The organism is Sphingomonas sp. P4_D12, from assembly GCF_056401895.1.
The window spans coordinates 64,963-90,848 of record NZ_JBFUIL010000011.1 but is presented as its reverse complement, the minus strand read 5'-3'; the positions used below and the strand labels follow the sequence as shown (position 1 = coordinate 90,848).

The 25,886-nt window shown below is 65.1% G+C and carries 29 protein-coding genes; 16 read left to right on the top strand and 13 right to left on the bottom strand.

Annotated features, from left to right (window positions below):
- Positions 1-32 precede the first annotated feature (32 nt).
- Positions 33-632, bottom strand: coding sequence for a TetR/AcrR family transcriptional regulator (locus tag AC1DSD_RS19360; protein ID WP_478032385.1), 600 nt, complete (start codon positions 630-632; stop codon positions 33-35).
- Positions 633-707: 75 nt separating this feature from the next.
- Between AC1DSD_RS19360 and AC1DSD_RS19355 the strand changes: the two genes are divergently transcribed.
- From AC1DSD_RS19355 to AC1DSD_RS19330, 6 genes are all read left to right on the top strand, one after another.
- Positions 708-1,490 (top strand): glutathione S-transferase family protein, encoded by a 783-nt coding sequence (locus AC1DSD_RS19355; RefSeq protein WP_478032384.1) that lies wholly within the window; start codon positions 708-710, stop codon positions 1,488-1,490.
- On the top strand, positions 1,430-2,590 hold the full coding sequence (crtY, locus tag AC1DSD_RS19350) for a lycopene beta-cyclase CrtY (protein WP_478032383.1): 1,161 nt from the start codon (positions 1,430-1,432) through the stop codon (positions 2,588-2,590). The genes AC1DSD_RS19355 and crtY overlap by 61 nt, the downstream gene beginning before the upstream one ends.
- A complete protein-coding gene (locus AC1DSD_RS19345; protein ID WP_478032382.1) occupies positions 2,587-4,062 on the top strand; it encodes a phytoene desaturase in 1,476 nt (491 codons plus the stop codon). Before crtY ends, AC1DSD_RS19345 begins: the two co-directional genes overlap by 4 nt.
- A gap of 157 nt (positions 4,063-4,219) precedes the next feature.
- Positions 4,220-4,801 carry an LOG family protein gene (locus AC1DSD_RS19340; RefSeq protein WP_478032381.1) on the top strand — a complete coding sequence of 194 codons (582 nt, stop codon included), beginning with the start codon at positions 4,220-4,222 and terminating at the stop codon, positions 4,799-4,801.
- A gap of 37 nt (positions 4,802-4,838) precedes the next feature.
- Positions 4,839-5,795, top strand: coding sequence for a phytoene/squalene synthase family protein (locus AC1DSD_RS19335; protein ID WP_478032380.1), 957 nt, complete (start codon positions 4,839-4,841; stop codon positions 5,793-5,795).
- 59 nt (positions 5,796-5,854) lie between these two features.
- Positions 5,855-6,070 (top strand): hypothetical protein, encoded by a 216-nt coding sequence (locus tag AC1DSD_RS19330; protein ID WP_478032378.1) that lies wholly within the window; start codon positions 5,855-5,857, stop codon positions 6,068-6,070.
- Here the strand turns inward: AC1DSD_RS19330 and AC1DSD_RS19325 are convergent.
- Complete coding sequence (locus AC1DSD_RS19325) at positions 6,059-6,472, bottom strand: hypothetical protein (protein ID WP_478032377.1); 414 nt, start codon at positions 6,470-6,472, stop codon at positions 6,059-6,061. The genes AC1DSD_RS19330 and AC1DSD_RS19325 overlap by 12 nt on opposite strands.
- Before the next feature lie 58 nt (positions 6,473-6,530).
- Positions 6,531-6,764: a hypothetical protein gene (locus AC1DSD_RS19320; protein WP_066827762.1), complete on the bottom strand. Its 234-nt coding sequence runs from the start codon at positions 6,762-6,764 to the stop codon at positions 6,531-6,533.
- Positions 6,765-6,844: 80 nt separating this feature from the next.
- On the opposite strand from AC1DSD_RS19320, the gene AC1DSD_RS19315 reads away from it, so the two are divergent.
- Positions 6,845-8,671 carry an ABCB family ABC transporter ATP-binding protein/permease gene (locus tag AC1DSD_RS19315; protein ID WP_478032376.1) on the top strand — a complete coding sequence of 609 codons (1,827 nt, stop codon included), beginning with the start codon at positions 6,845-6,847 and terminating at the stop codon, positions 8,669-8,671.
- A gap of 36 nt (positions 8,672-8,707) precedes the next feature.
- Complete coding sequence (locus AC1DSD_RS19310; RefSeq protein WP_478032374.1) at positions 8,708-9,574, top strand: alpha/beta hydrolase; 867 nt, start codon at positions 8,708-8,710, stop codon at positions 9,572-9,574.
- Positions 9,575-9,975: 401 nt separating this feature from the next.
- Here the strand turns inward: AC1DSD_RS19310 and AC1DSD_RS19305 are convergent, their stop codons facing one another.
- The 6 genes from AC1DSD_RS19305 to AC1DSD_RS19280 all read right to left on the bottom strand — a co-directional run bounded on the left by AC1DSD_RS19305 (position 9,976) and on the right by AC1DSD_RS19280 (position 15,310).
- The gene (locus AC1DSD_RS19305; RefSeq protein ID WP_478032373.1) at positions 9,976-11,052 is read right to left on the bottom strand and encodes a GGDEF domain-containing protein; all 1,077 of its coding nucleotides are present in this window, start codon (positions 11,050-11,052) and stop codon (positions 9,976-9,978) included.
- Positions 11,053-11,214: 162 nt separating this feature from the next.
- Entirely contained in the window at positions 11,215-11,766 is a 552-nt protein-coding gene (locus tag AC1DSD_RS19300) for a peroxiredoxin (protein ID WP_478032372.1), read from the bottom strand.
- 257 nt (positions 11,767-12,023) lie between these two features.
- Entirely contained in the window at positions 12,024-13,826 is a 1,803-nt protein-coding gene (gene sdhA / locus AC1DSD_RS19295; protein ID WP_478032371.1) for a succinate dehydrogenase flavoprotein subunit, read from the bottom strand.
- Entirely contained in the window at positions 13,826-14,206 is a 381-nt protein-coding gene (sdhD, locus tag AC1DSD_RS19290) for a succinate dehydrogenase, hydrophobic membrane anchor protein (RefSeq protein WP_478032370.1), read from the bottom strand. Before sdhD ends, sdhA begins: the two co-directional genes overlap by 1 nt.
- Positions 14,206-14,565 carry a succinate dehydrogenase, cytochrome b556 subunit gene (gene sdhC / locus AC1DSD_RS19285; protein ID WP_478032369.1) on the bottom strand — a complete coding sequence of 120 codons (360 nt, stop codon included), beginning with the start codon at positions 14,563-14,565 and terminating at the stop codon, positions 14,206-14,208. The genes sdhD and sdhC overlap by 1 nt, the downstream gene beginning before the upstream one ends.
- Before the next feature lie 352 nt (positions 14,566-14,917).
- Positions 14,918-15,310 (bottom strand): endonuclease domain-containing protein, encoded by a 393-nt coding sequence (locus AC1DSD_RS19280; RefSeq protein ID WP_478032367.1) that lies wholly within the window; start codon positions 15,308-15,310, stop codon positions 14,918-14,920.
- A gap of 165 nt (positions 15,311-15,475) precedes the next feature.
- On the opposite strand from AC1DSD_RS19280, the gene AC1DSD_RS19275 reads away from it, so the two are divergent.
- The 6 genes from AC1DSD_RS19275 (at position 15,476) to AC1DSD_RS19250 (ending at position 21,514) form a co-directional block, all read left to right on the top strand.
- Positions 15,476-16,819 carry a methyl-accepting chemotaxis protein gene (locus AC1DSD_RS19275; protein WP_478032540.1) on the top strand — a complete coding sequence of 448 codons (1,344 nt, stop codon included), beginning with the start codon at positions 15,476-15,478 and terminating at the stop codon, positions 16,817-16,819.
- A gap of 17 nt (positions 16,820-16,836) precedes the next feature.
- Positions 16,837-18,201, top strand: a complete 1,365-nt coding sequence (locus tag AC1DSD_RS19270; RefSeq protein WP_478032366.1) for a methyl-accepting chemotaxis protein — start codon at positions 16,837-16,839, stop codon at positions 18,199-18,201.
- A 905-nt stretch (positions 18,202-19,106) separates the two neighbouring features.
- Positions 19,107-19,421, top strand: a complete 315-nt coding sequence (locus AC1DSD_RS19265; protein ID WP_478032364.1) for a YdeI/OmpD-associated family protein — start codon at positions 19,107-19,109, stop codon at positions 19,419-19,421.
- A gap of 122 nt (positions 19,422-19,543) precedes the next feature.
- Positions 19,544-20,242, top strand: coding sequence for an SDR family NAD(P)-dependent oxidoreductase (locus AC1DSD_RS19260; RefSeq protein ID WP_478032363.1), 699 nt, complete (start codon positions 19,544-19,546; stop codon positions 20,240-20,242).
- Complete coding sequence (locus AC1DSD_RS19255; protein WP_478032361.1) at positions 20,232-21,185, top strand: 50S ribosomal protein L11 methyltransferase; 954 nt, start codon at positions 20,232-20,234, stop codon at positions 21,183-21,185. Before AC1DSD_RS19260 ends, AC1DSD_RS19255 begins: the two co-directional genes overlap by 11 nt.
- A gap of 17 nt (positions 21,186-21,202) precedes the next feature.
- Positions 21,203-21,514 (top strand): hypothetical protein, encoded by a 312-nt coding sequence (locus AC1DSD_RS19250; RefSeq protein WP_478032360.1) that lies wholly within the window; start codon positions 21,203-21,205, stop codon positions 21,512-21,514.
- Here the strand turns inward: AC1DSD_RS19250 and AC1DSD_RS19245 are convergent.
- Together AC1DSD_RS19245 and phhA are read right to left on the bottom strand one after the other, a co-directional pair.
- On the bottom strand, positions 21,511-21,882 hold the full coding sequence (locus AC1DSD_RS19245; protein WP_478032359.1) for a hypothetical protein: 372 nt from the start codon (positions 21,880-21,882) through the stop codon (positions 21,511-21,513). The two genes, AC1DSD_RS19250 and AC1DSD_RS19245, sit on opposite strands and share 4 nt — an antisense overlap.
- Positions 21,883-22,021: 139 nt before the next feature.
- The gene (gene phhA / locus AC1DSD_RS19240; protein WP_478032357.1) at positions 22,022-22,903 is read right to left on the bottom strand and encodes a phenylalanine 4-monooxygenase; all 882 of its coding nucleotides are present in this window, start codon (positions 22,901-22,903) and stop codon (positions 22,022-22,024) included.
- A 38-nt stretch (positions 22,904-22,941) separates the two neighbouring features.
- On the opposite strand from phhA, the gene AC1DSD_RS19235 reads away from it, so the two are divergent.
- Both AC1DSD_RS19235 and AC1DSD_RS19230 read left to right on the top strand, forming a co-directional pair.
- Complete coding sequence (locus AC1DSD_RS19235) at positions 22,942-23,598, top strand: TIGR02117 family protein (RefSeq protein ID WP_478032356.1); 657 nt, start codon at positions 22,942-22,944, stop codon at positions 23,596-23,598.
- Positions 23,589-24,326 carry a lipase family alpha/beta hydrolase gene (locus AC1DSD_RS19230; RefSeq protein ID WP_478032355.1) on the top strand — a complete coding sequence of 246 codons (738 nt, stop codon included), beginning with the start codon at positions 23,589-23,591 and terminating at the stop codon, positions 24,324-24,326. The genes AC1DSD_RS19235 and AC1DSD_RS19230 overlap by 10 nt, the downstream gene beginning before the upstream one ends.
- A gap of 144 nt (positions 24,327-24,470) precedes the next feature.
- Here AC1DSD_RS19230 and AC1DSD_RS19225 read toward each other — a convergent pair whose 3' ends face one another.
- Both AC1DSD_RS19225 and AC1DSD_RS19220 read right to left on the bottom strand, forming a co-directional pair.
- The gene (locus AC1DSD_RS19225; RefSeq protein WP_478032354.1) at positions 24,471-24,764 is read right to left on the bottom strand and encodes a hypothetical protein; all 294 of its coding nucleotides are present in this window, start codon (positions 24,762-24,764) and stop codon (positions 24,471-24,473) included.
- Positions 24,765-24,781: 17 nt separating this feature from the next.
- Entirely contained in the window at positions 24,782-25,801 is a 1,020-nt protein-coding gene (locus AC1DSD_RS19220; protein WP_478032539.1) for a glycerophosphodiester phosphodiesterase, read from the bottom strand.
- Positions 25,802-25,886 lie beyond the last annotated feature (85 nt).

Here is a 25,886-nt window from a genome sequence, read left to right as displayed (position 1 = left end):
CGCCCCGACGCTAGGCGAAGGATCGACCGCCGTCACCCGGCGATCAATTCCACGCAATCCGCCGCCAGTGCCTCGAGTTCCTCGCGTGTCGCGCCGGCGCGGGCGCGCACGCTGAGCGAATGGATCACCGAGGTTGCGATGCGCGCATGCATCGCGGCGCGCGGATCGCCGCGCGCGATCAGCAACTCCTCGATCTTGCCGTCCTCTAGTTTGACGAACGCCGCCAGCCGGGCGCGAATCTCGGCATCGTCGACCGCGCTGGTGGCGGAGGTCGATACCATGATGCAGCCCGACGGCCCGGTCTCCCCGGTCAGGAAGCCCTCGATCACCGCGCGGAACATCACCTTCAGGCTGGGCTTGAGCGGCAGATCGGCCGCGATCAACTGATCGAAGGCAGCCCCGGCGCGCTCGATCGTGCGCTCGAGCGTCGCCAGATAGAGCGCGCGCTTGTCGCCGAACGCGGCGTAGAGGCTGGGGCGCTGCAGTCCGGTCGCGTCGACCAGATCGTCGAGCGAGGTTCCGGCATAACCGCGCGTGCGAAAGCGCTCGGTGGCGGCGCCCAGCACTTCCCCGGTATCGAAGCCGCGCGGCCGGCCACGCCGCCGCGGTGTCGTGTTTGATTTTTGTACCAACTCGCAAACAATCCTTGACGCGGGATACATTTATGCGGATTAGTACAAAAATAAACAAGCCCCAGGAGGACTGTCATGAAACTCTATTTCATCCCGTTCGCGTGCAGCCTGGCGACTCGCATCGCGATCAACGAAGCCGAATTGGATGCCGATTTCGTTCAGGTCGTGCCGGATGGCGCGCTGCCCGATGGCCGTGCCTTCACCGATATCAGTCCGATGGGCTACGTCCCGGCGATGGAAGCTGGCAGCGTGACGCTGACCGAGGGCCCGGCGGTGCTGACCTATATCGCCGACCTCGCCGCCGAGGGCGTGCTGGCGCCGGCGCCCTATACTCGCGAGCGCTACGAGCTGACCAAATGGCTCAACTTCATCTCGACCGAAATCCACAAGGGCGTGTTCGCACCGCTGATGTCGCGGAGCTCGACCGAGGGTGCGCGCGACTGGTCGCGGCAGCTGATCGAGAAGAGGTTCGGCCTGCTCGAAACGCATCTGACCGGGCGTAACTATCTGCTCGACAGCTTTTCGGTCGCCGACGCCTATCTGCTCGCGGTGCTCAACTGGACCGAATATGCCGGGCTGAGCCTCGATGGCTGGGCCCGCTCCCCCACCCGACCTCCCATAGAATAYCCTGATTGGGAGGTCGGGTGGGGAGCGGGCCGGCACCGTCCTAAAACTCGCTCTACCGCGAGTTTTCAAACAGTCGCTGAGGACGATCTTTCCACAGGGGATTCGTCCGCAGGGCTCAAACGTCTCGTTCCATGGGTTGCGCTCCCGACCAAAACGGGTAGCGATTCGTCATGGCAGGCCAAGTTGACTGTGACCTTGCGATTGTCGGCGGAGGATTGGCGGGCGGCCTGATCGCGCTCGCGCTGCGCAGGAAGCGTCCCGACCTCGACCTCAGGCTGATCGAGGCGAGCCCGCATATCGGCGGCGACCATGTCTGGTCGTTTTTCGACCGCGACGTCGCCAAAGAGGATCGCTGGCTCGCAGCACCACTCGTCTCCTATGGCTGGCGCGGCTACGAGGTCGCCTTTCCGGCGCATGCCCGGACGCTGCCGACCAGTTATTATTCGATCGAGTCCGAGCGTTTCGACCGCGTGGTGCGCTCGAGCCTCGCGCCGGGCCAGCTGATCGCGCAGAAAGCGCTGGCCGTCGGCACGACCGCGGTGGTGCTGGCGGACGGCGACCGGATCGAGGCCAAGGGGATTATCGACGCGCGCGGTCCGGGCGACATGTCATCGCTCGACCTCGGCTGGCAGAAATTCGTCGGGCGCGAATTGCTGCTGAGCGAACCGCATGAGGTGACGCGGCCGACGATCATGGATGCGACCGTCGAGCAGATCGATGGCTATCGCTTCGTCTATTCTTTGCCCTTCACCGCGACGCGGATGTTCGTCGAGGACACCTATTACAGCGATACGCCGGCGATCGATCGCGATGCCCTGGTCGACCGCATCCACGATTATGCGCTTGGCCGCGGCTGGGTGACCGAGGCGGTATCGCGCGAGGAAAGCGGGGCGTTGCCGGTCGCGATCGGCGGCGATTTCGAGGCGTTCTGGCGTGCCGGCGGGGTCAGGGTGCCCAAGGCCGGGCTGCGCGCCGGGCTGTTCCACCCGACCACCGGCTATTCGCTGCCCGATGCGGTGCGGCTGGCGGCGCGGATCGCCACGGTGAGCGATCTGTCGACCCCGGCTTTGTACGATCTGACCTATGGCATGGCGAGCGGCGCCTGGGCCGACCGCGCTTTTTACCGTACGCTCGACGCGATGCTGTTCCGCGCCGCCGAACCCGAAGAGCGCTACCGCATTCTCGAACGCTTTTACCGGCTGGGTCCGGGCCTTATAGGACGGTTCTATGCCGGACGATCGAGCGTGATGGACAAGGCCCGCATCCTGACCGGCAAGCCGCCGGTGCCGGTCGGCCGCGCGATCGCGGCGATCCGCAGGCAGCACGCATGAAGCGCGCGATCGTCGTCGGCGCCGGCTTCGGCGGGCTCGCCCTCGCCATCCGGCTGCAATCGGCCGGGGTCGAGACGATCATCGTCGAAGCGCGCGACAAGCCCGGCGGCCGCGCCTATTTCTGGGAGAAGGATGGGTTCACCTTCGACGCCGGGCCGACCGTCATCACCGATCCCGCGGCGCTGCGCGACTTATGGGGTCTGACCGGGCAGGACATCGCCACCGATGTCGATCTGATGCCGGTGATGCCTTTCTATCGGCTCAACTGGCGCGACGGCACCAGCTTCGATTATTCGAACGACGACGCCCAGCTCCATGCCGAGATCGCCCGGCTCAACACCGACGACGTCGCCGGCTATCGGCGGTTCCTCGATTATTCGGGCCATGTCTATCACGAGGGCTATGAGAAGCTCGGGTCGACCGCGTTCCTCGATTTCGGCCAGATGGTCGCCGCCGCGCCCGCGCTGATGCGCTATCAGGCGTGGCGATCGGTCTATTCGATCGTCTCGGGCTTCGTGAAGAACGAGAAATTGCGCCAGGCGCTCAGCTTCCACACCTTGCTGGTCGGCGGCAATCCGATGACCACCAGCGCGCTCTATGCGCTGATCCACAAGCTCGAACGCGACGGCGGCGTGTGGTTCGCGCGCGGCGGGACCAACAAATTGGTCGCGGGCATGGTCGCCTTGTTCGAGCGGCTGGGCGGCACCTTGCGGCTCGGCGATCCGGTGGCGAGGATCGAGACGCTCGGCGATCGCGCCACGGGCGTTACCACCGCGAGCGGCTGGTCGGCCGAGGCCGATGCGGTCGCGACCAATGCCGATGTGATGCATTCCTATCGCGACTTGCTGGCGGGATCGCGCAGCGCGCAGCGCAGCGTCGGCCGGCTCGAGCGCAAGCGCTGGTCGCCCTCGGTGTTCGTCGTCCATTTCGGCGTCACGGGCAGCTGGCCGGGCATCCCGCACCACATGATCCTGTTCGGCCCACGCTATCGCGAATTGCTCGCCGACATTTACGACCATGGCGTGCTCGCGGAGGATTTCTCGCTCTATCTCCACCACCCGACGGTGACCGATCCCACGATGGCGCCGGAGGGGCATTCGACCTTCTACGCGCTCGCGCCTGTGCCGCATCTCGGCAAGTTTCCGGTCGACTGGGCGGAGATCGGACCGATCCTGGAAAAGCGCATCCTCGATGAGATCGGCGCGCGGCTGATCCCCGACATTCACGAGCGGATCGTCACCAAATTCAGCTACGCCCCGTCGGACTTCGCGCACGACCTCAACGCGCATCTCGGCAGCGCCTTCAGCCTTGAGCCGATCCTGACCCAGTCCGCCTATTTCCGCGTCCATAACCGCGACGCGAATATCCCCAACCTCTATTTCGTCGGCGCCGGCACGCATCCCGGCGCGGGCATTCCCGGCGTGGTGATGAGCGCCAAGGCGACCGCCAAATTGATGCTGGAGCAGAAATGAGTTTTATCGAAAAAATCCTCCCCACTTGTGGGGAGGGGGACCGCGCGACGAAGTCGCGTGGTGGAGGGGGATATCCTCCTCGGAATCCCTTGTGGCCCGCCCCCTCCACCAAGTCGCTGCGCGCCTTGGTCCCCCTCCCCGTAAACGGGGAGGATCTATGAACCGCCTCGCCGTTTACTGCGGCTCCGCTTCCCCAAGCGACCCCCGCTATGTCGAGAACGCCCGCGAGGTCGGCCGCACACTCGCCGAGCGCGGGATCGGCGTCGTCTATGGCGGCGGACGATTGGGGCTGATGGGCGCGATCGCTGACAGCGCGCTGGCCGCGGGCGGCGAGGTGATCGGGATCATTCCCGAAGCCCTGGTCGCTGCCGAGGTCGCGCATAAGGGCCTGACCGAGCTCCATGTCGTCGGCACGATGCACCAGCGCAAACAGGCGTTCACCGATCTGTCGGACGGGTTCGTCACGCTCCCCGGCGGCACCGGCACGATGGACGAATTGTGGGAAGCGCTGAGCTGGGCGCAGATCGGCTATCACGCCAAGCCGGTCGGGCTGCTCAACCTCCACGGCTATTATGACGGGCTGATCGAATTCTGGGAGACGATGGCACGGGTCGGCTTCGTCCGGCCGCAGCATCAGGGACTGCTGATCGTCGCGGACACATTGGGCGACTTGCTCGACAAGATGGCCGCTTTCCAGCCAGCCACCACGATCGGACAGATCGGCGCGAAGGACCTGTGAGCGCCCGATCCTTCGTTCGACGCGACCGGATGGAAATGTGAGCGCGAGCGGCGGTCTTCCCGGCCGCGCGGCGATCGTCGCCACGGCGCACGAAGCAATCGCCCGCGGATCGAAGAGTTTCGCCGCCGCCTCCTTGCTGTTCGACCGCAAGACCCGCGAGCATGCCTGGCTGCTCTACGCCTGGTGCCGGCGCTGCGACGACCTCGCCGACGGACAGGAATTTGGCCGTGATTTGTCCGCCGTCCCCGATCCCGCGGCGCGGCTCGCGCTGATTCGCCGGCTGACCGACGCCGCGCTGGCCGGCGAGACAGTCGGCGATCCGGCGTTCGACGCGCTCCGCATCGTCGCGGCGGAAACGCGGCTGCCGCACCGTTTCGCGCATGATCTGATCGAGGGCTTTCGGCTCGACCTCGAGGAGTGGGGACCGCGCAGCGAAAACGATCTCTATCGATATTGCTATCACGTCGCCGGCGCGGTCGGCTGCATGATGGCGATCGCGATGGGGGTGTCGCCCGACGACGAGGACACGCTCGACCGCGCCTGCGACCTCGGCATGGCGTTCCAGCTGTCCAATATCGCGCGCGATATCGAAGAGGATGACCGCGGCGGGCGCTGTTACCTGCCCGAGGAATGGCTGGTCGAGATGGACATGCCGCCCGGCCAGCATATGAAGCCGCCCTTCCGCCCCCGTCTGACGGTCCTGGCGCGGCGCCTGGTCGAGCGCGCGGCGGCGTTCGAGGCGAGCGCGCGCGTCGGCACGCGGCGGCTCGGCCTTCGATCGGCCTGGGCCGTGCTGGCGGCAGCAGGCATCTATGGCGCGATCGGGCGCGAAGTGGTCGCGCGCGGCGACCATGCCTGGGACCATCGCGCCGGCACCTCGGCCGCCGCCAAGATCGGTTGGATCGCGCGGGCGCTCGGTCAGGCCGTGCAGCGCAACCGGCTCTATCCCGCGGCGCCGCGCGATCCGGATTTGTGGGCGCGGCCACGTGGTTAGCGGTGCGTAAAGGGTGTCCGGTCAGGACTCTGCAAGCCGGGCAGCCTAACTTACCCAATATGACCCTGTTGTCCGTAAAGTTCGCGCGTACCCTGCAGCGTGGCCGCGCCGAGCCGGCACCGCCGCCGACGCGCGCGGGGCTGTTGCTGACCTTGCTCAGGAAGCGCGCCGCCGCGCACAATGTCGGTGCCGATGATCTCGAGGCCATGCTGCGCGACCAGATCCGCTGGTCGCTGCCGATCCGCCGCGGTGCGGACGTGGAATTAGCTGATTAAGGGATCGCCCGGCCGCGCGCGGTGAAAATGCCACTCGGCGAGCCACATACCGGCGATGGGCAGGATCAGGGTGGCACCCTGTAACCACAAAGGTTGGGTCAGCTGGGTCAGGTTCCAGACGCCGTCGGCGACCAGTACGAGAGCGACGATCCATCCGCCGGGCCGCCATTGGCCGATCCGCAGCGCCGCAAACGCGCCAACCAGACCGGCGAGCAGCCAGCCCGCGGCGATGATCGCCTGGCCGGCGAGCGGCATCGCCATGACGAAGCGCGCAAGCATCTCCCGGTCGCTGGCGTCGGCCGGGATCGCGGCGGGGAACCAGCGTTCGGCGAGCTCCCACGCACCATCGATCAGCGCGATGGCGAGCACCAGCCCGATAATGGTCCCGATAATCCTGCGCATGATGTCCCCTGGCCTATGCCTGGGCCATCATTACCGGTGCGGTGAAGTCCGCGCCAGCTTAGCTGCGGCGCGCTTGCGCCTTGCTATTGTCCGCCATCGACTGGCCGACCTGGCGGCACGCCGCGGTGATGGTCGGATAGTCGATATCGGTGTTGCGGATCAGCGCCGCCGGCATCGCTGCCCGGCATTGCGCCGCGCTATAATAACGGACCGGCTCGATCCGCTGCTGCGCGCATTGCGTCTGGCCATCGCCGCAGCCCATGATCGCGATGACGTAGAATACAGAACCCATGCCTTCCTCCGTCGCGCCTATAATCCCTGGCGCATGACGACGGTTCCCTGATTGCCCGCGGCACCCTACATAAAGCGGCGATGCCGCCCACCGAACTCCCGCCGACCAAGGATCGCCCGCTGATCCCGACGCTTCGGCGCTTCCTCCCTTATCTGTGGCCCGCCGATGCGCCGGGGCTCAAGATACGCATCGTCATCGCGATGACCTTCGTCGTCCTGTCGAAGGTGGTGCAGGTCTATGTCACGGCCTATGCGCTTCGCTACGCGGTCAATGCGATGTCGGGACGCAACGATTGGGGCGTCGCCAACGTCCCGCAGTTCGTCATGCTGATGGTGATCGGCTATGCCGCCGGGCGCCTGTCGGGCGTCGTGTTCGACAATCTGCGCAACGTCGTATTCGAGCGCGTCGGCCAGGAGGCGACCCGGCAGCTTGCCGCCACCGTCTTCCGCCACCTCCATCGACTGTCGCTGCGCTTCCATCTCGAGCGCCGCACCGGGGCGGTGACCAAGGTCGTCGAGCGCGGCACCAAGAGCATCGACACGATGCTCTATTTCCTGCTGTTCAACATCGCGCCGACCCTGCTCGAACTCTGTTTCGTCATGCAGATTTTCTGGTCGAATTTCGGCTTGTGGCTCGACGTGGCGACGTTGGTGATGATCGTCGTCTATATCGGGTTCACGCGCATCGTGACCGATTGGCGCAATGCACTGCGCACGCGGATGAACGATCTCGACACCGGCGCCGTGGCGCACGCGGTCGACTCGCTGCTCAACTTCGAGACGGTCAAATATTTCGGCGCCGAGGAACGCGAAGCGAGGCGTTACGAGGCCGCGGTCGGCGCCTATGCCAATGCCGCGGTCAAGAGCGAGAACAGCCTGGCCTGGCTCAATATCGGCCAGGCCCTGGTCACCAATTTGATGCTCGGCGGCGGCATGGTGTTCATCGCCTGGGGTTGGGCGCACGGCCGCTTCTCACCCGGCGACGTCGTGTTCGTCTCGACCTTGCTGACCCAATTGTTCCGCCCGCTCGACCTGCTCGGCATGGTCTATCGCACCATCCGCCAGGGCGTGGTCGACATGGCGGCGATGTTCGACCTGCTCGATACCGGCGCCGAAATCGTCGACGCGCCCGGCGCGCTGCCGCTCAATATCGACCGCGGCCATATCCGGTTCGAGGACGTGCATTTCGGCTACGACCCGGGCCGCGACATCCTGAAGGGCATCGATCTCGATATTCCGGCGGGCAAGACGCTCGCGGTGGTCGGACCATCGGGCGCGGGCAAGTCGACGCTCGCGCGGCTGATGTACCGTTTCTACGATCTGACCGGCGGGCGGGTCACGATCGACGGCCAGGATATCAGCACGGTCACGCAAGCCAGCCTGCGCGCCGCGATCGGCATCGTCCCGCAGGACACGGTGCTGTTCAACGACACGATCGGCTACAATATCGCTTATGGCCGCGAAGGCGCTGGCGAAGAGGAGATCGTGCGCGCCGCCAAGGGCGCGGCGATCGCCGGCTTCATCGAGCGCCAGCCCGACCAGTACGAGACGCGGGTCGGCGAACGCGGCCTGAAATTGTCGGGCGGCGAGAAACAGCGCGTGGCGATCGCCCGCACCCTGCTCAAGGACCCGCCGATCCTGATCCTCGACGAGGCGACCAGCGCGCTGGACAGCCGCACCGAGGCCGAGATCCTCGGCACGCTCCAGGCGATCGAGCGCGGGCGCACGACGATCGTCATCGCCCATCGCCTGTCGACCGTGGTCCATGCCGACCAGATCGTCGTGCTCGACAACGGCCTGGTCGCCGAGCGCGGCACGCATGCCGAGCTGCTGCGCAAGGACGGCCTCTATGCCGATATGTGGGCACGCCAGGCGCAGGAACGGCAGGAAGCGCTGGCGGCGGAATAGGTTGACGCAAGCAGCGGTTACGCGGTCAATGCGGGCATGATCCGCTTCCTGTTAGCCGTCGTCCTGGCACTTGTCGCCGCCCCAGCCCTCGCCGATCCTACCGACGGGCTGCAACCGCCAATTACCGTTCAGTCCAAGTTCGTCCCCGCGCGGACGGTGCAGATCTGGCTGCCGCCCGGTTACGCGACCTCCAGGCAACGCTACCCCGTGCTCTACCTCCACGACGGGCAGAATGTGTACGACACGCCGTCGCCCTTTTCGGGCAAGAGCTGGGAAGTGCATCGCGCGCTCGACCGGCTGATCGCGGCCAACAAAGTGCGGCCGGCGATCCTGGTCGCGGTGTGGAACACCGACAATCGGCTGGGCGAATATATGCCGCAAGCCGCGGTGCCAGCGCTGGGGGCGAAGGGCGATCCGGCCTCGGCCGACCTGTTCAAGAAGCTGCCGGTCGAACGTGCCAGGATCGTCGGCGACGCGTACGTCAATTTCCTCGCGACCGAGCTCAAGCCGCTGATCGATCGCCGCTATCGCACGTTACACGGCCCCCAAAACACCATGCTGATGGGGTCGAGCATGGGCGGGCTGATCTCGGCCTATGCGGTGACGCGCTATCCCAAAATGTTCGGCGCGGCGGCGTGCCTGTCGACCTCGTGGCCGATCGGCGACGGGTTCGCCGAACGCTGGTTCGAGGCGCATTTGCCGCCCAGGACCGCGCGGCTCTATTTCGATTACGGCACCGGGACCAATGACGGATCGATCGAGCCGTTCCAGCACAAGCTCGACGCGGCGGCCGGACCGCGCGGCGGTGGCTGGGTCAGCCGGGCGTTTCCCGGCGCCGAACATAGCGAACGCGCGTGGCAGGCGCGGGTCGATATTCCGCTGACCTTCCTGCTCGGACGCTAGATAAAAAGAAGGGGCTGTTTCCCGGCCCCGGCGCGGCCGCCCTATCGCGGCCGCCGGTTGGCGAGCTGGCTTGCCTCCCCCTCCCGCTCGCCGCGAAGGGGTGTGTCCCGGTCAGGCGACCGGGACGAACGAGGTGGCGGCGTTGACGAGAACCATGGTGCAGACGAGCGCGCTGAACACCGAAACCGCAACCTGCTGAGCCGAAGCGAAACGAACCGACATGATCTTAACTCCCTATTTGTGGATGGCTATCGGACCATCCGACGACCATGCCGACTGAATTGCAGGGAGCGTGCCAGTTTTATAAGCTATTGATAATGCTGGATTCGTATTTTCAGAAAGCGCGCAATGGCGGTTTTTACCGCAATGAAATCGCACTTTTCGCTATATGTCGGTGAATATTACCGATCCGATTGGATACAATTGCGGCCATCTTCCTTGGCGGCGTAGAGCAGGCGGTCGGCGCGGCCCATGGCGGAGCCGATCGTGTCCTCCGGCGCGACCGGAGTCAGGCCGGCGGAGAAAGTGACGGCGCCCAGCGGCGCGTCGGTTTCGCGCAGGCGATAGCGCTTGGCGGCGACCGCGGCGCGCGCGCCCTCCAGCGTCGACAGCGCGTCGGCCGGGGCCAGCCCGGTGAACATCACGACGAATTCCTCGCCACCATAACGCGCGACGAGATGCTCGTCGCAGCCCACACGCAGTGCCTCCGCGATCGCCTTGAGCACGCGATCGCCGACCGCATGGCCGAACCGGTCGTTGACCGACTTGAACTTGTCGACGTCGCAGATCGCGACGCAGATATTGGCGTGGTCGGCGACCGCGGCGGCATAGGCGTCCTCGAACGCACGGCGATTGGGCAGGCCGGTCAGCGGGTCGCGGCGCGCATCGTCGCGTGCTTGCTCGAGTTCGTGGCGCAGCCGGTCGGCCTCGTGGGTCGCTTCCTGCAATCTGGCCTCGGCCGACGAGACGCGGTCGAGCATCGAACTCGCCATGCGCACGACCTCATCGATCGCACTGCCGTCGCGGGCATCGCGCGCGTCGCGGATCGCGTCGCGCGAGGCGCGCAGATCCTGGCCGAACCCGCGCGCATCGGCATGCATCGCCCGCACCGTGTCGCCGAAATCCTCGACTTGCATCTGCGCGCGCGCGACCAGCGACTGGGTCTTGGTGTTGTCGGCGACGACGGTAAGCTGCGGCGGCGAGGAGAGAGTGGGCGCCGAATCGCCGCCCGCGGTCGCCGGGGCTCCCATCACCGCCCTGCCGCCAAGCTCCTCGATATCGCGCGAGCTCAGCCGCACGCCGCCATCGGTGATCCGCGCGACGGCGGCGGCCAGCGGCCCGCGTGGGTCGCTCAACACTTTGTGGGCAAAGGCGTAATGCGCCGGATCGACGCTCAGGCGGTGCCGCGCGAGGAATTCGCCGATCGCGGCATAGAGCCGATCCGATGCCTTGGATGAATTTTCTACGGCGCTCGCCACCGTCCGCTCCCTTGCCAAAATCGCACCTGGGCGATGGCAAAGTCCTAGCCGCGATAGGCTAAGATCGCGTTTGCGAAGCTATCGGATAGGTAGCCGTTGCGTGTGACTACCTATCCGTCTTTGTGACAACGACGGCACCGTCTCAGCGAAGCTGCAAAGGCCCTATTTAAGCGCCTTGACCGCATCCAGCGTCAGTTTGACGTGGTCGACGTACGACAGGTCCGAATGGACGAACCTGATCTTGCCGTCGCGGCCGATCACGTAGCTGGTGCGGTTGGTGATGTCGCGCGCCTTGCCGGTCTTGGGATCGGTGAACTGCTTGCCGAGCGCGACGTCATAGGCGCTGACGATGCGCGGCCCCGCGCTCGCCACCGGGAATTTGCCGGCGCATTTCTCGGTCGAGAATTTGACCAGGGTCGGCACCGCGTCGGTCGACATGCCGATCACCGTCGCGCCGGCGGCCTTGAACTCGTCGATATGTTCGGAGAATTCGTGCGCTTCGGCATTGCAGCCCGACGTGTAGGCGGCCGGGAAGAAGTAGAGCACGACCGGCCCCTTCTTGAGCTGATCGGCCAGATGCAGGCGGAACACCTTGCCGTTGATCGCGCCGCGCGTGGTGAAATCGGGCGCGGCGGCACCGGTCGACAGCGCCGCGACGGCGGGCACCGCGATCAGGGCGAGCGAAAGGGGAAGAAGGCGAAGCGGCAGGCGCATGGACGACTCTCCGAAGGATAGAGCAGGGGGCGGCAAGGCGAGCATTTCCTAGACCCGCGGAGTGGTGGACGCCAGCGCGGAGATATGGCGTTGGCCTGTGAACCCCTCTCCCGCCTGCGGGAGAGGGAGGGGCCCGCCGCCGTAAGGCGGTGGGAAGGTGAGGGTCTTCTGTCTTCTTCTGTTTCGACACACGCATGGAAGAAGAAAGAAGACCCTCACCCAACCCTCTCCCGTAAACGGGAGAGGGCTTTTGCGCATCAGTAAACCCGCTTCTTCGGCTTGATATAGTCGATATCGTCGGTCAGCGTGTAGTCGTGGACCGGGCGGTAATCGAGCGTCACGCTGCCGCCCTTGCCGCCCCAGCCGTCGAACGTCGCGATGGTGTGCTTCATCCAATTCTTGTCGTCGCGCTCGGGGAAATCCTCGTGCATGTGTGCGCCGCGGCTCTCTTTTCGGTTCGATGCGCCGCGGATGGTGACGACGGCCTGGCCGAGCAGATTATCGAGCTCGAGCGTCTCGACCAGATCGGTGTTCCAGATCAGCGAGCGGTCGGTGATGGCGACATCGGCGAGCGATTTGTAGACCACGTCCATATGCCCGACGCCTTCGTCGAGCAACGCGGTGTCGCGGAACACGGCGCAATGCTTCTGCATCGTGCGCTGCATGTCGGCGCGGATCTCCGCGGTCGGCTTGGCGCCCTTGGCGTTGCGGAAATGGTCGAGCCGTTCGATCGCCTGGTCGTCGGCGGCGGTCACGACGGTGCCGTGCTTCGAATCCTTGCGGATGATCTCGGCGATGCGCTTGCCGGTGGCACGGCCGAACACGACCAGGTCGATCAGCGAATTCGAGCCCAGGCGATTGGCGCCATGGACCGAGACGCAGGCCGCTTCGCCGACCGCGAACAGGCCGGGGACGACCGCATCGGGATCGCCGTCCTTCAGATGGACGACCTCGCCATGATAATTGGTCGGGATACCGCCCATATTGTAATGGACGGTCGGCGTGACCGGCAGCGGCTGGCGCGTCAGGTCGACGCCGGCGAAGATCTTGCCGGTCTCGGTGATGCCGGGCAGCCGTTCGTGCAGCACCTTGGGATCGATATGATCCAGATGCAGGTAGATATGGTCCTTGTTGGCGCCGACGCCGCGCCCTTCGCGGATCTCGGCGGCCATCGAGCGCGCGACGACGTCGCGGCTGGCCAGGTCCTTGGCCGAGGGAGCATAGCGTTCCATGAAACGCTCGCCTTCGGAATTGGTCAGGTAACCGCCCTCACCGCGCGCGCCTTCGGTGATCAGCACGCCCGCGCCGTAGATGCCGGTCGGGTGGAACTGGACGAACTCCATGTCCTGCAAGGGGAGCCCGGCACGCAGCACCATGCCGCCGCCGTCGCCGGTGCAGGTATGGGCGCTGGTCGCCGATTGATAGACGCGGCCATAGCCGCCGGTCGCCAGCACGGTGGCATGGCTGCGGAAGCGGTGGATCGAGCCGTCTTCCATGCAGAGCGCGATCACGCCCTTGCACTCGCCGCCTTCCATGATCAGGTCGAGCGCGAAATATTCGATGTAGAAATCGGCGTCGTACTTCAGGCTCTGCTGATAGAGCGCGTGGAGCATGGCATGGCCGGTGCGGTCGGCCGCGGCGCAGGTGCGCTGCGCGGGCGGGCCTTCGCCCATATTCTGCATCATGCCGCCGAACGGGCGCTGATAGATCTTGCCCGCATCGGTCCGGCTGAACGGCACGCCGGCATGTTCGAGTTCGTAGACCGCGGCCGGGGCCTCGCGCACCATGTACTCGATCGCATCCTGGTCGCCGAGCCAGTCCGAGCCTTTGACGGTGTCGAACATGTGCCAGGTCCAGTGATCGGGACCCATATTGCCCAGGCTGGCGGCGATGCCGCCCTGTGCCGCGACGGTGTGGCTGCGGGTCGGGAACACCTTGGTGATGCAGGCGGTCTTGAGGCCGCTTTCGGCGACGCCCATGGTCGCGCGCAGGCCGGAGCCGCCCGCGCCCACCACGACGGCGTCATAGGTGTGATCGATGATCTTGTAGCTGTCGCTCATTACGCCCCCGCCAGCGCCGCGCGCAGGATCGAGAAAATGGCGGTGACCGCGATCACCGCGAGGAAGAATTCGATCAGGACGATCGTCACGACGCGGCTTTCGTCGTGCTGATAGTCTTCGATCAGCACCTGCAGCCCTAGCCGCGCATGCCAGCAGGTCGAGATGACCAGCAGGATAAGCGGTACCGCGACCCAGGCCGAGGCGATCCAGGCATGGACGGTCTCAAAATCGAACCCGCCGAGCCGGGTTAGCGAGATCATGAACCAGATCAACAGGAACAGGTTCGATCCCGCGGTGATGCGCTGGCGCCACCAATGATGCGCGCCTTCCTTGGCGCTGCCGAGACCGCGAACGCGGCCGAGTTCGGTGCCCTGGCCCATTATTTGGCGACTCCGAGGATGACGTCCTTGAGCAGCACGCCCCAGAACAGAAGAGTGATGAGGATCGAGAAGACGATCGTCAGGATCGATCCGGTCTTGTTGGTCTTGAGCTCATAGCCGGCGCCGGCATCGAGGAAGAAGTGCCGGATGCCGCTCATCATATGCTGGAACAGCGACCAGCTGAGCCCGACGCCGAGCACATAGCCCAGGATGCTCCAATAGCCGCCCGAGAACCACGACACGAACCAGTCGTAGCTTTCCTTGCCGCCGCCAAGCGCCGCCAGCCAGCAAGTGAACAGCAATCCGCCGACGATGGCGAGACCGTCGCCGGTGGCGCGGTGAAGGATCGACACCAGCATGTGCGGACCCCACCGATAATGCGTCAGGTGGGGCGAAATCGGGCGGTCGGGTTTGGACGGCGTGGCCAAGTAAAGTCCCCTGCGAAAGCGCTGCGCCCTCTTAGCCCCGGAGCGTCGGGATGCAAGGGTGGGGCTAGCACCTAAATCCCCTCTCTCGCGCTCTTCCTAATTCTTCGATCGGATGGATGAGAAAGAAGAAAGAAGGAGAAAGAAGAAGACCCTCACCCAACCCTCTCCCGCAAGCGGGAGAGGGCAAATGGGACTCGTTGCGATGAAAGCGGACTATTTCCCCTCTCCCGCGTGCGGGAGAGGGAGGGGCCCGCCGCGAAGCGGTGGGAGGGTGAGGGTCTTCTTATTCTTCTTTGGTCCGCCGGATCAGCGCCTCGCGGAGGACGTGAATAACGCCGTCCAAGTTGCTCAAAACGTCATTGTTCCAGAAGCGGAGAATCTCGAAACCTTCGGATTCGAGGAAGGCCGTCCGCTTGGCGTCACGTGCTTCGCTATGTTGCCCGCCATCGATCTCGACGATCAACATCGCCTCCAAGCAGGCGAAGTCGGCGATGTACGGCAGCAGGCTGTGCTGGAAGCGGAATTTGAACCCGTCGATCTGGCGGTTGCGGGCGGCTTGCCAGAACTTTTCCTCCGCGTCGGTTCGGTCGCGGCGGAGTTGGGAGGCGTGTTCGCTTATCTGACGGCGGACGGGTCGCATGCGCAGGATTTTAGAAGAAAGAAGACCCTCACCCAACCCTCTCCCGTGAACGGGAGAGGGCAGATAGATCCAATCTGGTGGTATCTCCCCCTCCCCCATCCTAACCCTGCCTTAACCAAGTACGCGCTAGCTCTGGCGTCCGACCGGCTAATTCCTCCCAGCGGCCGGTAAGGCGGAGAAAAATCGTTGAGCACGCATGACTTGCCCGTCCCCGGCGCCATCGCCGCGAAGATCGACCTTCGCGCGCGGTTGAGGGTGTTCGACTTCGACGGCACGCTGGCCTCGTCGAGCCGCGAGGCCTGGGCCGTGCTCGAGCCAGAAATCCACGCTATTTCCGAAGCTTATTGGCAGCAATGGCTGCGGTGCTTCGCCGACGAGCGGATCTGGGCGACGCACGAGACGCAGAAGATGATCGACATCGGCTGCGACTTTCTGCGCAACCGCTTCCTCGACACGTCGGGCCGCGCCTGGGTCGAGTCGATCGAGCGCTCGGTCGCCGCGGCGTTTTCCGCCGATGTGTCGCCAATGGCATTGCTGTCGATGATCTCCGCCAGCGACCGCGCCGCGTTGGGCGTGATGGTGGCACGAATCGATCGCGACGATCCCCGCCTGCCGATGCTGCTCGACACCCTGATGCGGCTCTCCGCGCTCGAGGGCGAGATCACCGTCGATATCTATAATTCCTATCGCGAGCATCGGGCACAGGGCGCGCGCGACCGGCTGTCGGTCGAATTCCGCGACGGCATCGCCGCGATGGTCGAGCGCGCGACCAGCGAAGGCGCGACGTTGCGCGACCAGGCTGCTCGCAGTTCGGGATCGGCGCGCGGCATGATCGACAAGACCGCCGAAGTCGCGGCCGCGGCCGAGCAATCGGCCGTGGCGATGCGCGAGGCGGCACAGACCGCGGCGGGCCTGATCCGCGCGATCGAGGATGCCCGGACCGAAGTCGAAGCGGCGGCCGAGATCGCCACCCGCGCCAGCTCGCAGGCTGGCCAGGCGGTCGAGACCAGCGGTGCGCTCAGCGATCACGCCAAGTCGATCGAATCGATCCTGGGGCTGATTCGCGACATTGCCGGCCAGACCAATTTGCTCGCGCTCAACGCGACGATCGAGGCGGCGCGCGCCGGTGACGCCGGCCGCGGCTTCGCGGTGGTGGCGCAGGAAGTGAAGAGCCTGGCCAACCAGACCGCGCGCGCGACCGACGATATCGCCGCCAAGATCGCCGCGATCCAGTCCGCCACCCGATCGACCGTCGATACCAATGCATCGATCAAGACCACCGTCGCCGAAGTGCAGGAAAGCGCCAACCGCATCCGCTTCGCGATGGAAGCGCAGGCGCAGACGGTGACCGCGATCACTGCCGCGGTCGACGAAACCGCGCTTGCCGCCGATTCGATGTCGAACACCATCGCCACGATCCGCGAGGACACCGAAGCCGTCGCCAACGAAATCGACGGCGTCGGCAAGGGATTCGATTCGCTCGACGGTCAGCTCGGGCAGCTCAAAGCCAGCGCCAGCGACTTCGTCGCCAAGGTAGCGGCATGAATCCAGGAGAGGATAACGTGGGAGAAACTCCGTCGGTCGTTTGGCCCGACGAATTGCGCCAGGCGCTCAAGCGCGACCTGCCGCCGTTCGACTGGGATGGTCAGGTCGCGCCGATCTGCGCGGAAATCGTGCCGATCGTCGAACCGCATTATGAGAGCATCTGCCGCGTCTTCTGGGATCATTATGTCGCGCATCCCGCGACCGCGCACGTCCGCGCTTATTACACGCCGGAGAAGTTCGACGCGCAGATCGCCGGCAGCGTCGTCTATATGCGCGCCAAGTTCGAGCATCCGCTCGGCCGCGACTGGAAAGCGATGGCCTGCGCGCATGCCCGCGACGCCGACCAGGCCGGCGTCCCGCTCGCGCCGTTGCTCTCCTCGCTGGCCGCGGCGCACCAGGCGACGTTGCGCATCATCGGGGAAGCGTGCGCCCAGGATGGCGTGCGCATGGCGCGTTATGCCGATGTGATGCAGCGCGTGTCCCTGGTCGAGACGCATTTGCTGACGAGCTATATCAGCCATCTGGTCAGCACGCGCGCGCAGGAAGCGCGGCTGGAAAGTTCGCACAAATTCCGCGAATCGATCGCGGCGTCGATCGAAGGCACCGCGCAACTCGGCAACAAGATTCGCGGCCAGGCGGCGCGCACCTCCAATTCGGCGCAAGGCATGCTCGACAAGACCGCCGAAGTGGCGGCCGCGGCCGAACAATCGGCGGTGGCGATGCGCGAGGCGGCGCAGACCGCCGCTGGACTGATCCGCGCGATCGAGGATGCCCGGACCGAAGTCGAAGCGGCGGCCGAAATCGCCACCCGCGCCAGCTCGCAGGCTGGCCAGGCGGTCGAGACCAGCGGTGCGCTCAGCGATCACGCCAAGTCGATCGAATCGATCCTGGGGCTGATTCGCGACATTGCCGGTCAGACCAATCTGCTCGCGCTCAACGCCACGATCGAAGCTGCGCGCGCCGGCGATGCCGGGCGTGGCTTCGCGGTGGTCGCACAGGAAGTGAAGAGCCTGGCCAACCAGACCGCGCGGGCGACCGACGACATCGCCGCCAAGATCGCCGCGATCCAGTCCGCCACCCGATCGACCGTCGATACCAATGCCAGCATCAAGGCGACTGTCGCCGAGGTGCAGGAATCGGCGTCGCGCATCCGGTTCGCGATGGAATCGCAGGCGCAGACGGTGACCGCGATCACTGCCGCAGTCGACGAAACCGCGCTTGCCGCCGATTCGATGTCGAACACCATCGCCACGATCCGCGAAGACACCGAAGCCGTCGCCGCCGAAATGGGCGCGCTGGCCAGCGACGTCAGCGATGTCGACGACCGGCTGGGCGGGCTGAAAGACGCGGCCGACCAGTTTTCGACGAGCGTGGCGGCCTGATCCGCTAATTCCCTCCCCGGCACGGGATGGATTCCAAGACGCAAAGTTGCTTGGTGGAGGGGCTAGGTCGGGGACTCATATTCTGTCGTCATCCCCGTGGAATCCTCCCGTCACCCCAGCGAAAGAACATCGGGTTGAGCATGCCCCGCATGCTCAAGGATCGTCTGGGGGACGATCCGACCCGATGTTGGTCTCTGGCAGTGGCGCGATGCCGCTTGAGATCCCAGCTTTCGCTGGGATGACGGGTTATGGAAATGGAACGCCTTAAGAACAACGGCTTATTTGAGCCCCCAACCTAGGGCAAACTAGGTAGAAACCAATTGAAAAGCCGTCTGTTGGCAAACGACCCCATTGTGGACGTTGGCAATTAGCCTGCCAATGCCTCGAATGATGGCTCCTTGCCTACCACAACGACAGGCAGTTTAGCCGCATGACATGCTGCCAGCTCGCTTGGCTCTGTCTCTATCCAGTTCGCGAACTGGCCTTCATGCCACGAATAGCCTTCGTCGCCAGCCTCCTCGAACAACCATGCCACAAATCGGTCGGCTACAGATTGGCCCCATCTGACAGCCTCCTGTTCAGACGCACCTGCGATCCAAAACGCTGCGCTCGACTCGTCATCGGTCCCAAGTGCGCGGTTGATGCGAAACTGGTGGGGAGACTCGTAGCCAAAGCGGAAGAGGTAAGCTGTCGACATCTGGAGAAACTACAGTCGGACCCCATGCGGTCAATGTCCGTTTCCCACCCAGTCTCAGACGTTCGCGTGCTGTAGGCCCGATCCGAGAGCGGTCAGACCGTTAACGACCCGATCATGGACATTCCGTTATCCAGCAGGCAAGCTCGGAGGCTGCCGCTCTATGCGGCGTCGATGAATTGGGCGGTCGGTGGCATTGGCTGGAGGTCTCGTGGCGAACGCTTTTCCGCACGGCACTGTCCACGAAGCAGCGGACGACCTGCAAGCAGCGCTGCGATCGGATCCCGAACTCTTTGCGCTGTGGGAAGGCCTGACGCCGATCGGTCGCAACGAGTTCATCTGCTGGGTCGATGATGCGAAGCAGCCGGCGACGCGCCAACGCCGCATCGGGCGAACCTGCGAAGAATTGCTGGAGGGGAAGAAGCGACCCTGTTGCTGGGTCGGCTGCATCCATCGCACCGACAAGGCGCCGAGCCGATGGCAACAAGCCGTGCTGATCGATCAGAAGGGAAAGAACGTCCCATAAGCCGGGCTGGAGGCGATGTCCGGTTTGGCTCCTCACCCCATCCCGGCCTCGCGAAGAATTTGAATCAGCCCCCCACCTCGGAGGCATTGCCGGCCGCGGATGCACCCCGTAATCGCGACCCCATGACCAACATCCTCCTGACCGGCAGCAGCCGCGGCATCGGTGCTGCGATCGCGCAGGTTCTTTCCGCCGGCGACGGCATCCGCCTGATCGGGCACGGCACCGCGAGCGGCATCGCCGCCGATTTCGCCGACCCCGCCGGCCCGCGCCAATTGTGGGACAAGGCGTTGGCCGAACTCGGCAGCATCGACGTCGTGATCAACAATGCCGGGGTGTTCGAGGGCAATCCGATCGACCTTGGTGACGACGACTGGGTCGCCGGCTGGGAGCGCACGATGCGGATCAACCTGACCGCGAGCGCCGAATTGTGCCGGTTCGCGGTTCGGCATTGGCAAAAGCGCCAATCGGGCGGCCGGATCGTCAACGTCGCCAGCCGTGCCGCCTATCGCGGCGACAGTCCCCAGCACTGGCATTATGCCGCGTCCAAGGCGGGCATGGTGGCGATGACCAAGTCGATCGCGCGCGGCTACGCCGCCCAGGGCATCCTCGCTTTCGCGGTCTGTCCGGGTTTCACCATGACCGGCATGGCCGAGGAGTATCTGTCGAGCCGCGGCGGCGATAAATTGCTCGCCGATATCCCGCTCGGGCGCGTCGCCGATCCGGAAGAAATCGCCAATGCGGTCGCCTATCTCGCGACCTCCGCACCGCCGTCGATGACCGGCGCGGTGATCGACGTGAACGGGGCCAGCTATGTCCGTTGAGGCGGAGCGCACGATCGACAGCTGGCGGCTGACCCTGCCGTGCACGCGCGCCGAGGCCGAGGCGATCGATGCCGCCGAGATCGCGATCGACGCGGTGCTGATGACGACCGAGGAAGTCGAGGACGATGTCGAGCGCTGGCGGCTCGATGCCTATAGCGAGGCCGAGCCCGACGCGGCGATGATCGCGGCGATCCGCGCGCTGGTGCCGAGCGCGGCCGATGTCGCGCCGCTGGTCGAGCCGCTCTATGACGAGGATTGGGTGACGTTGAGCCAGGCCGGGCTCGAGCCGATCCGCGAAGGCCGCTTCGTCGTCCACACCAGCGCGCATCCGATCGATCCGCCGGCGGGCGGGCGCGCTTTCCTGATCGATGCCGGGCGCGCGTTCGGCACCGGGCACCATGCCACCACCTCGGGCTGTCTGAAGATGCTCGACGCGATGGCCGAGCGGCGCTTCGCCAATATCATCGATATCGGCACCGGCACCGGCCTGCTCGCCTTTGCCGCGCGGCATCTGTGGCCCGAGGCGCGGGTGATGGCGACCGATATCGACCCGATGGCGATCGACGTGACGCGCGAGAATGCCGAGGCGAACGCGATTGCCGGCGTCGAGCTGATCGTCGCCGACGGCGCGCTCGACGATGCGATCACCGCGGCCGCGCCTTATGATCTGATCATCGCCAATGTGCTCGCCGGGCCGCTCGTCTCGATGGCGCCCGAACTCGCGGCGGTCGCGACGCCGGGCGCGACGATCGTGCTGGCGGGGCTACTCGAAACGCAGCGCGATCAAGTGGTTGAAGCCTATGCCGCTTGCGGTTGCACTCTGCTACAGACCGACCGGCGCGGCGACTGGACGATCCTGAAGCTCGAAGCCGGCAGGGTCCGCTATGTGCCGACCAGGCCGTTCGATCCCAAGGGCCGGGACGGCTGGGCATTGGATATCTGATTCTCGAAGGGGGATTTATGACTCGTGCTGTTCCGCTGACCCTGGCCATGCTGATCCTCGCCGGCTGCAGCGGCGGCGGTCCCGCCGGCAATTCGAGTTCGAGCTTCGACAAGGGGTTCGTCGATTCGTTCCGGCCCAAGTTCATCGCGCAATGCCAGGAAGGCGCGCAGAAGACGTCGGGCTCGACCAAGGACTTCTCGGTCGTCTGCGGCTGCGTCGCCGACAAATTGATCGCCAACAAGAGCGTCGGCGAGCTGATGACCGGCCCGTCACAGGAAGACACCAAGCGCTATGCCGGCGAATGCTTCCGCGAGCATCCGGTGAGTTAATTGCCGACGGGCGGGGTAAATTTCAGCGCAGCGGGAATGGGTATTTCCTGGATGATCTCAACCTTTTCCAACAACACGCCGGTCCGCGACATCCCCATATGGCCATAAGCGCCATAGTAATCCGACTCTCGCCCGACAAAGCAAAGCCTGTAGGCTGCACGGTGGCTCATGATGTCGTTTGTCGTCGGCAATCCGGTCGCGCCATTGGCGACTTCCAACCAGGGTAAATCCTCGTAGTGAATGGCCCGCACCGCCGAGAGGTCGGCGACGTCGTGCAGAAACAAGGATTGCTCGAAGCCCGGCATCCACACGCCACAGATCCTGCGTTGCGGCAGAGTTCGGTAGCAACGCGGCTCGCCATAGAACATCTTGACGCCTTGAGCACGGAACCAGCAATCGCCGGGTGCAAGCCCGGCCAAGTGCGGAGGGTCGACGGGCTGTGCGCGGACCAGGACAACACAACCCACCGCGAAGGCTATCAGAGCTATCCAGAGTCCGTAGGGCGATTTAGCCAACGATCGCCGGTCCCTTGCCCCGCGCATAGTCCTGGGTACCGCGGGTCATGACATTGTCCTCGGGCAGGATCGCCGCGATCGGAATGTCAGGCTGCGCCTTCAGTCGTTCGTAAAGCGGGGCGAAGTCGGTCTCCACCGTCACGCGGAGCAATTCCTCGAAGCTCGGGATGACGAAATAATTCTGCTGGAAATCGTCGATCCGATATTCGGTCCCCATCACCCGCGCGAGATCGAACCCGATCCGGTTGGGGCTGGGATCGTCGAGCGCGAATTGGCTTTCGGCATAGCTCGACACGATCCCCGAGCCATAGATACGCAGGCCCTCAGGCTCGGCGATCAGGCCGAATTCGACCGTGTACCAATAAAGCCGGCCGAGATATTTGAGCGCGTCCAGCCCCAAGGCGCGCTGACCACCCTGGCCATAGACGGCGAGATAATCGGCGAATACCGGGTCGGCGAGCATCGGCACATGGCCGAACACGTCGTGGAAGACGTCGGGTTCCTGGAGATAATCGAACTGGTCGGGCCGCCGGATGAAATTGCCCGCGACGAAGCGGCGATTGGCCATATGGTCGAAGAACACGTCATCGGGGACGAGGCCGGGGACGGCGACGACTTGCCACCCGGTCAGCTTCATCAGCCGCTCGGACAATTCCTCGAAATCGGGGATGCCGGGCTTGGACAGTTTGAGCACGTCGAGCCCGCGCAGATAGGCTTCGGACGCGCGGCCGGGGAGCAATTTCGCCTGGCGCGCGAACAAAGTATCCCATGTGGCGTGCTCTTCGGCCGTGTAGTGCGCCCAATCCTGGGGAATCGTCCAGTCGGACGCGGCACCGGGCGGCGGAGAATCAAGAACGTGCGTTTCAGTTGCCATTGAAACCATCTATCACGACGACCGTGGGGAAAGAAATCGTGTCGCGCGCCTCGAGCGTCCTGGGATGGTTCGGCCGAGCGCTGATCTTCGTCGTCCTGGCCTATGTCACGGCGGGGATGGTCGGCGGGTCGATCCCGGCCAATGCCGGCTGGACACCGCCAGCGCAGGGCGTGCGGATCCTGGTCGAGGATAACGGCATCCATACCGGGCTGGTGCTGCCGGTCCGTGCGGCTGGGATCGACTGGAGCCAGGATTTCCCGGCCGGCGACATCGCCGATCCGCGCTATGCCCGGTTCGGCTGGGTCGCGGTCGGCTGGGGCGATCGCGCCTTCTATGTCGAGACGCCGACCTGGAGCGACGTCCATCCGCTCACCGTGCTGCGCGCCGCGACCGGCAGCACGCGCACCGTGCTCCATGTCGAGCATGTCGACGAGCCGCCACTCGCGCCCGACACCCGCGCGATCGTGCTGAGCGAGGAGCAATATCGCCGGCTGGCCGCTTATATCCGCGCGACCCGCGGGCCCGGCGGCAAGGTCGCGGGCGGATATGACGTCAACGACGTCTTCTATGACGGGCGTGGATCGTACAGCGCGATCCGGACATGCAACGAATGGACCGGTGGCGCGCTTAGAGCCGCAGGCGTGAGAGTAGGCGTATGGACACCTTTTCCGATCGACGTGATGGCATGGTTCTGACCCCGCCGAGCAAGGCGCAATGGGCGGCGGAATTCCCCCGAATGATGGGCACGATCGCGCGCATTCCGGTCGAATGGGCCGAACTGATGAAGGCGCCGGCGGGCGACGGCCGGCCGATCATGCTGTTGCCCGGCCTGTTCAATTCGGACCGGTCGAACGTGGTGATGAAGCGCTATCTGACCGCGCTCGGCTATCGGGTCGAGGGCTGGCGGCTGGGGCGTAATCGCGGTGCCAAGGCGATCGGATCGGAAGGCGAGAAGCTGCTCGCGCGGTTGGAGGCCTATCATCGCGACGCGGGCGAGCCGGTGACGTTGATCGGGGTCAGTTTGGGCGGGATCATGGCGCGCTTCCTGGCGCATCGCGCGCCGGAGATGGTGCGTGAGGTCATCACCGTCAGCTCGCCGTTCGCCGGCGATCCGCACGCGACCAATGTCTGGCGGGCGTTCGAATGGCTGACCGGCGAAAAGGTCGATTCGCCCGACGTCGTCGCCCGCCGCGAGGAGATCGCGCAGCCGCTGCCGGTGCCGTCGACCGCGATCTGGTCGGCCAGCGACGGACTGGTCAACGGCCATTTGTGCCACGACCCGCAATGCCGCGAGATCGAGATCGTCAGCAGCCATATGGGGGTGCAGATGCACCCGGAAACGCTGCGCGCGGTTGCGGGGGTGTTGGGGGGAGAAAAGGGGACGAAATCAATTCAAGCCCCTCCCCCTTTAGGGGAGGGGTAGGGGGTGGGGGATGCCTCGCAGAGCGCTTCGCCCGTGACTGCCCCACCCCAACCCCGTTCCGGGTGAACAGTCCCCCGGACTGTTCAGGTTGTGCCGGGGGCACAACCGACCCGGAACGCCTGAAGGGGAGGGGCTTGAACTTCCTCAGTTCTGCGGCGCCGGGTCGCCCGCGCGGTAGCCGTCATAGGTGCCGCATTGCGACGGGTCTTTCTTGCACGCCTCCGCGGCCTTCTTGCGCGCTGCGCCCTCGCGCGCTTCCTGCTTGCGCATCTTGCGGCCGTAATTGCGGTCGGCTTCCGACTGGCTGGTGGTGGTCCAGTCGACCGCCTTGCCCGTCGCCTTGACCGGCAAGGTCGCGACATCGACCACGGTCTTGGCGAGGCACCCGCCGGTCAGGAGCGGCAAGACGGCCGCGGTGGCGATCAGGATATTACGCATTTACTCGTCCCCAGGGATCATTTGCCCGCATTCGCCCGATAGGCATTGCGCGCGGTCGATCCAATTAGCGGAAAATCGGTGAAAAAGCCATCGATGCCCGCCGCAAGCTGGCGCCGGATCGCCGTGTCGACATCGCCATGCGCGCGAGGATCGATGCCTTTCCTGAGCGAAGCCGGCAGGAAGAAATTCTCCGCACGGAACGTCCAGACATGCACGCGCAGCCCGGCGGCATGGGCGTCGGCGACCAGCGCCGACGGTTCCCCCGCACCCTTGTCCACCATGTCCTTGTTGGGGCCGATGCCCCAGGCGTAGGTCGCGACCTGCTTGAGCCCCTCGGGCGTGATCATCGCGGCATAGCTCGGCGCCGCCTTGTCGGCCGGACCGCCGGTCGAATCCATCAGCTGGATCAGGCGGATCTTGGTGATCGAATGGAGCAGCTTGAGGTTGTTCACCTCGAAGCTCTGGATGAACACCGGTGCGTCGGCCGAATCCCAGCCGGCTTGCTTCAGTTCGGCGACCAACTGGCGCTCCATCGGCTTGCCGATCGAGGCGAAATAGGTCGGGTGCTTGGTTTCGGGATAGATGCCGATCGTGCGGCCGACTTCTTTCGACCGTTGCTTGGCCAGGGCGATGATCTCGGCAAGCGTCGGGATCTCGAACTTGCCGTCATACGCGGCATTGGCCGGGCGCAATTGCGGCAGGCGTTCCTTCGCATGCAACGTCTTCAGTTCGGCGAGGGTGAAATCCTCGGTGAACCAGCCGGTGTGGCTTTCGCCATCGATCAGCTTGGTCGTCTTGCGGCCGGCGAATTCGGGGTGGTCGGCAACATCGGTGGTGCCGGTAATGTCGTTCTCATGCCGCGCGACGAAGACATTGTCCTTGGTCAGGACGAGATCGGGCTCGATGAAATCGGCGCCCTCGTCGATCGCCAGATTGTAGCTCGCCAGCGTGTGCTCTGGACGTTCGCCGCTTGCGCCGCGATGGCCGATGACGATGGGATCCGAGAGCGGCGTCATTGTTCCACCCTGCCCCGCCATCGCGGAAGATGCCAGCGCGGCGATGCCCAGCACCGTTACGGCGCGAATTCGCTTGAAAACCGTCATGCGCGACCCGATTCCTCTA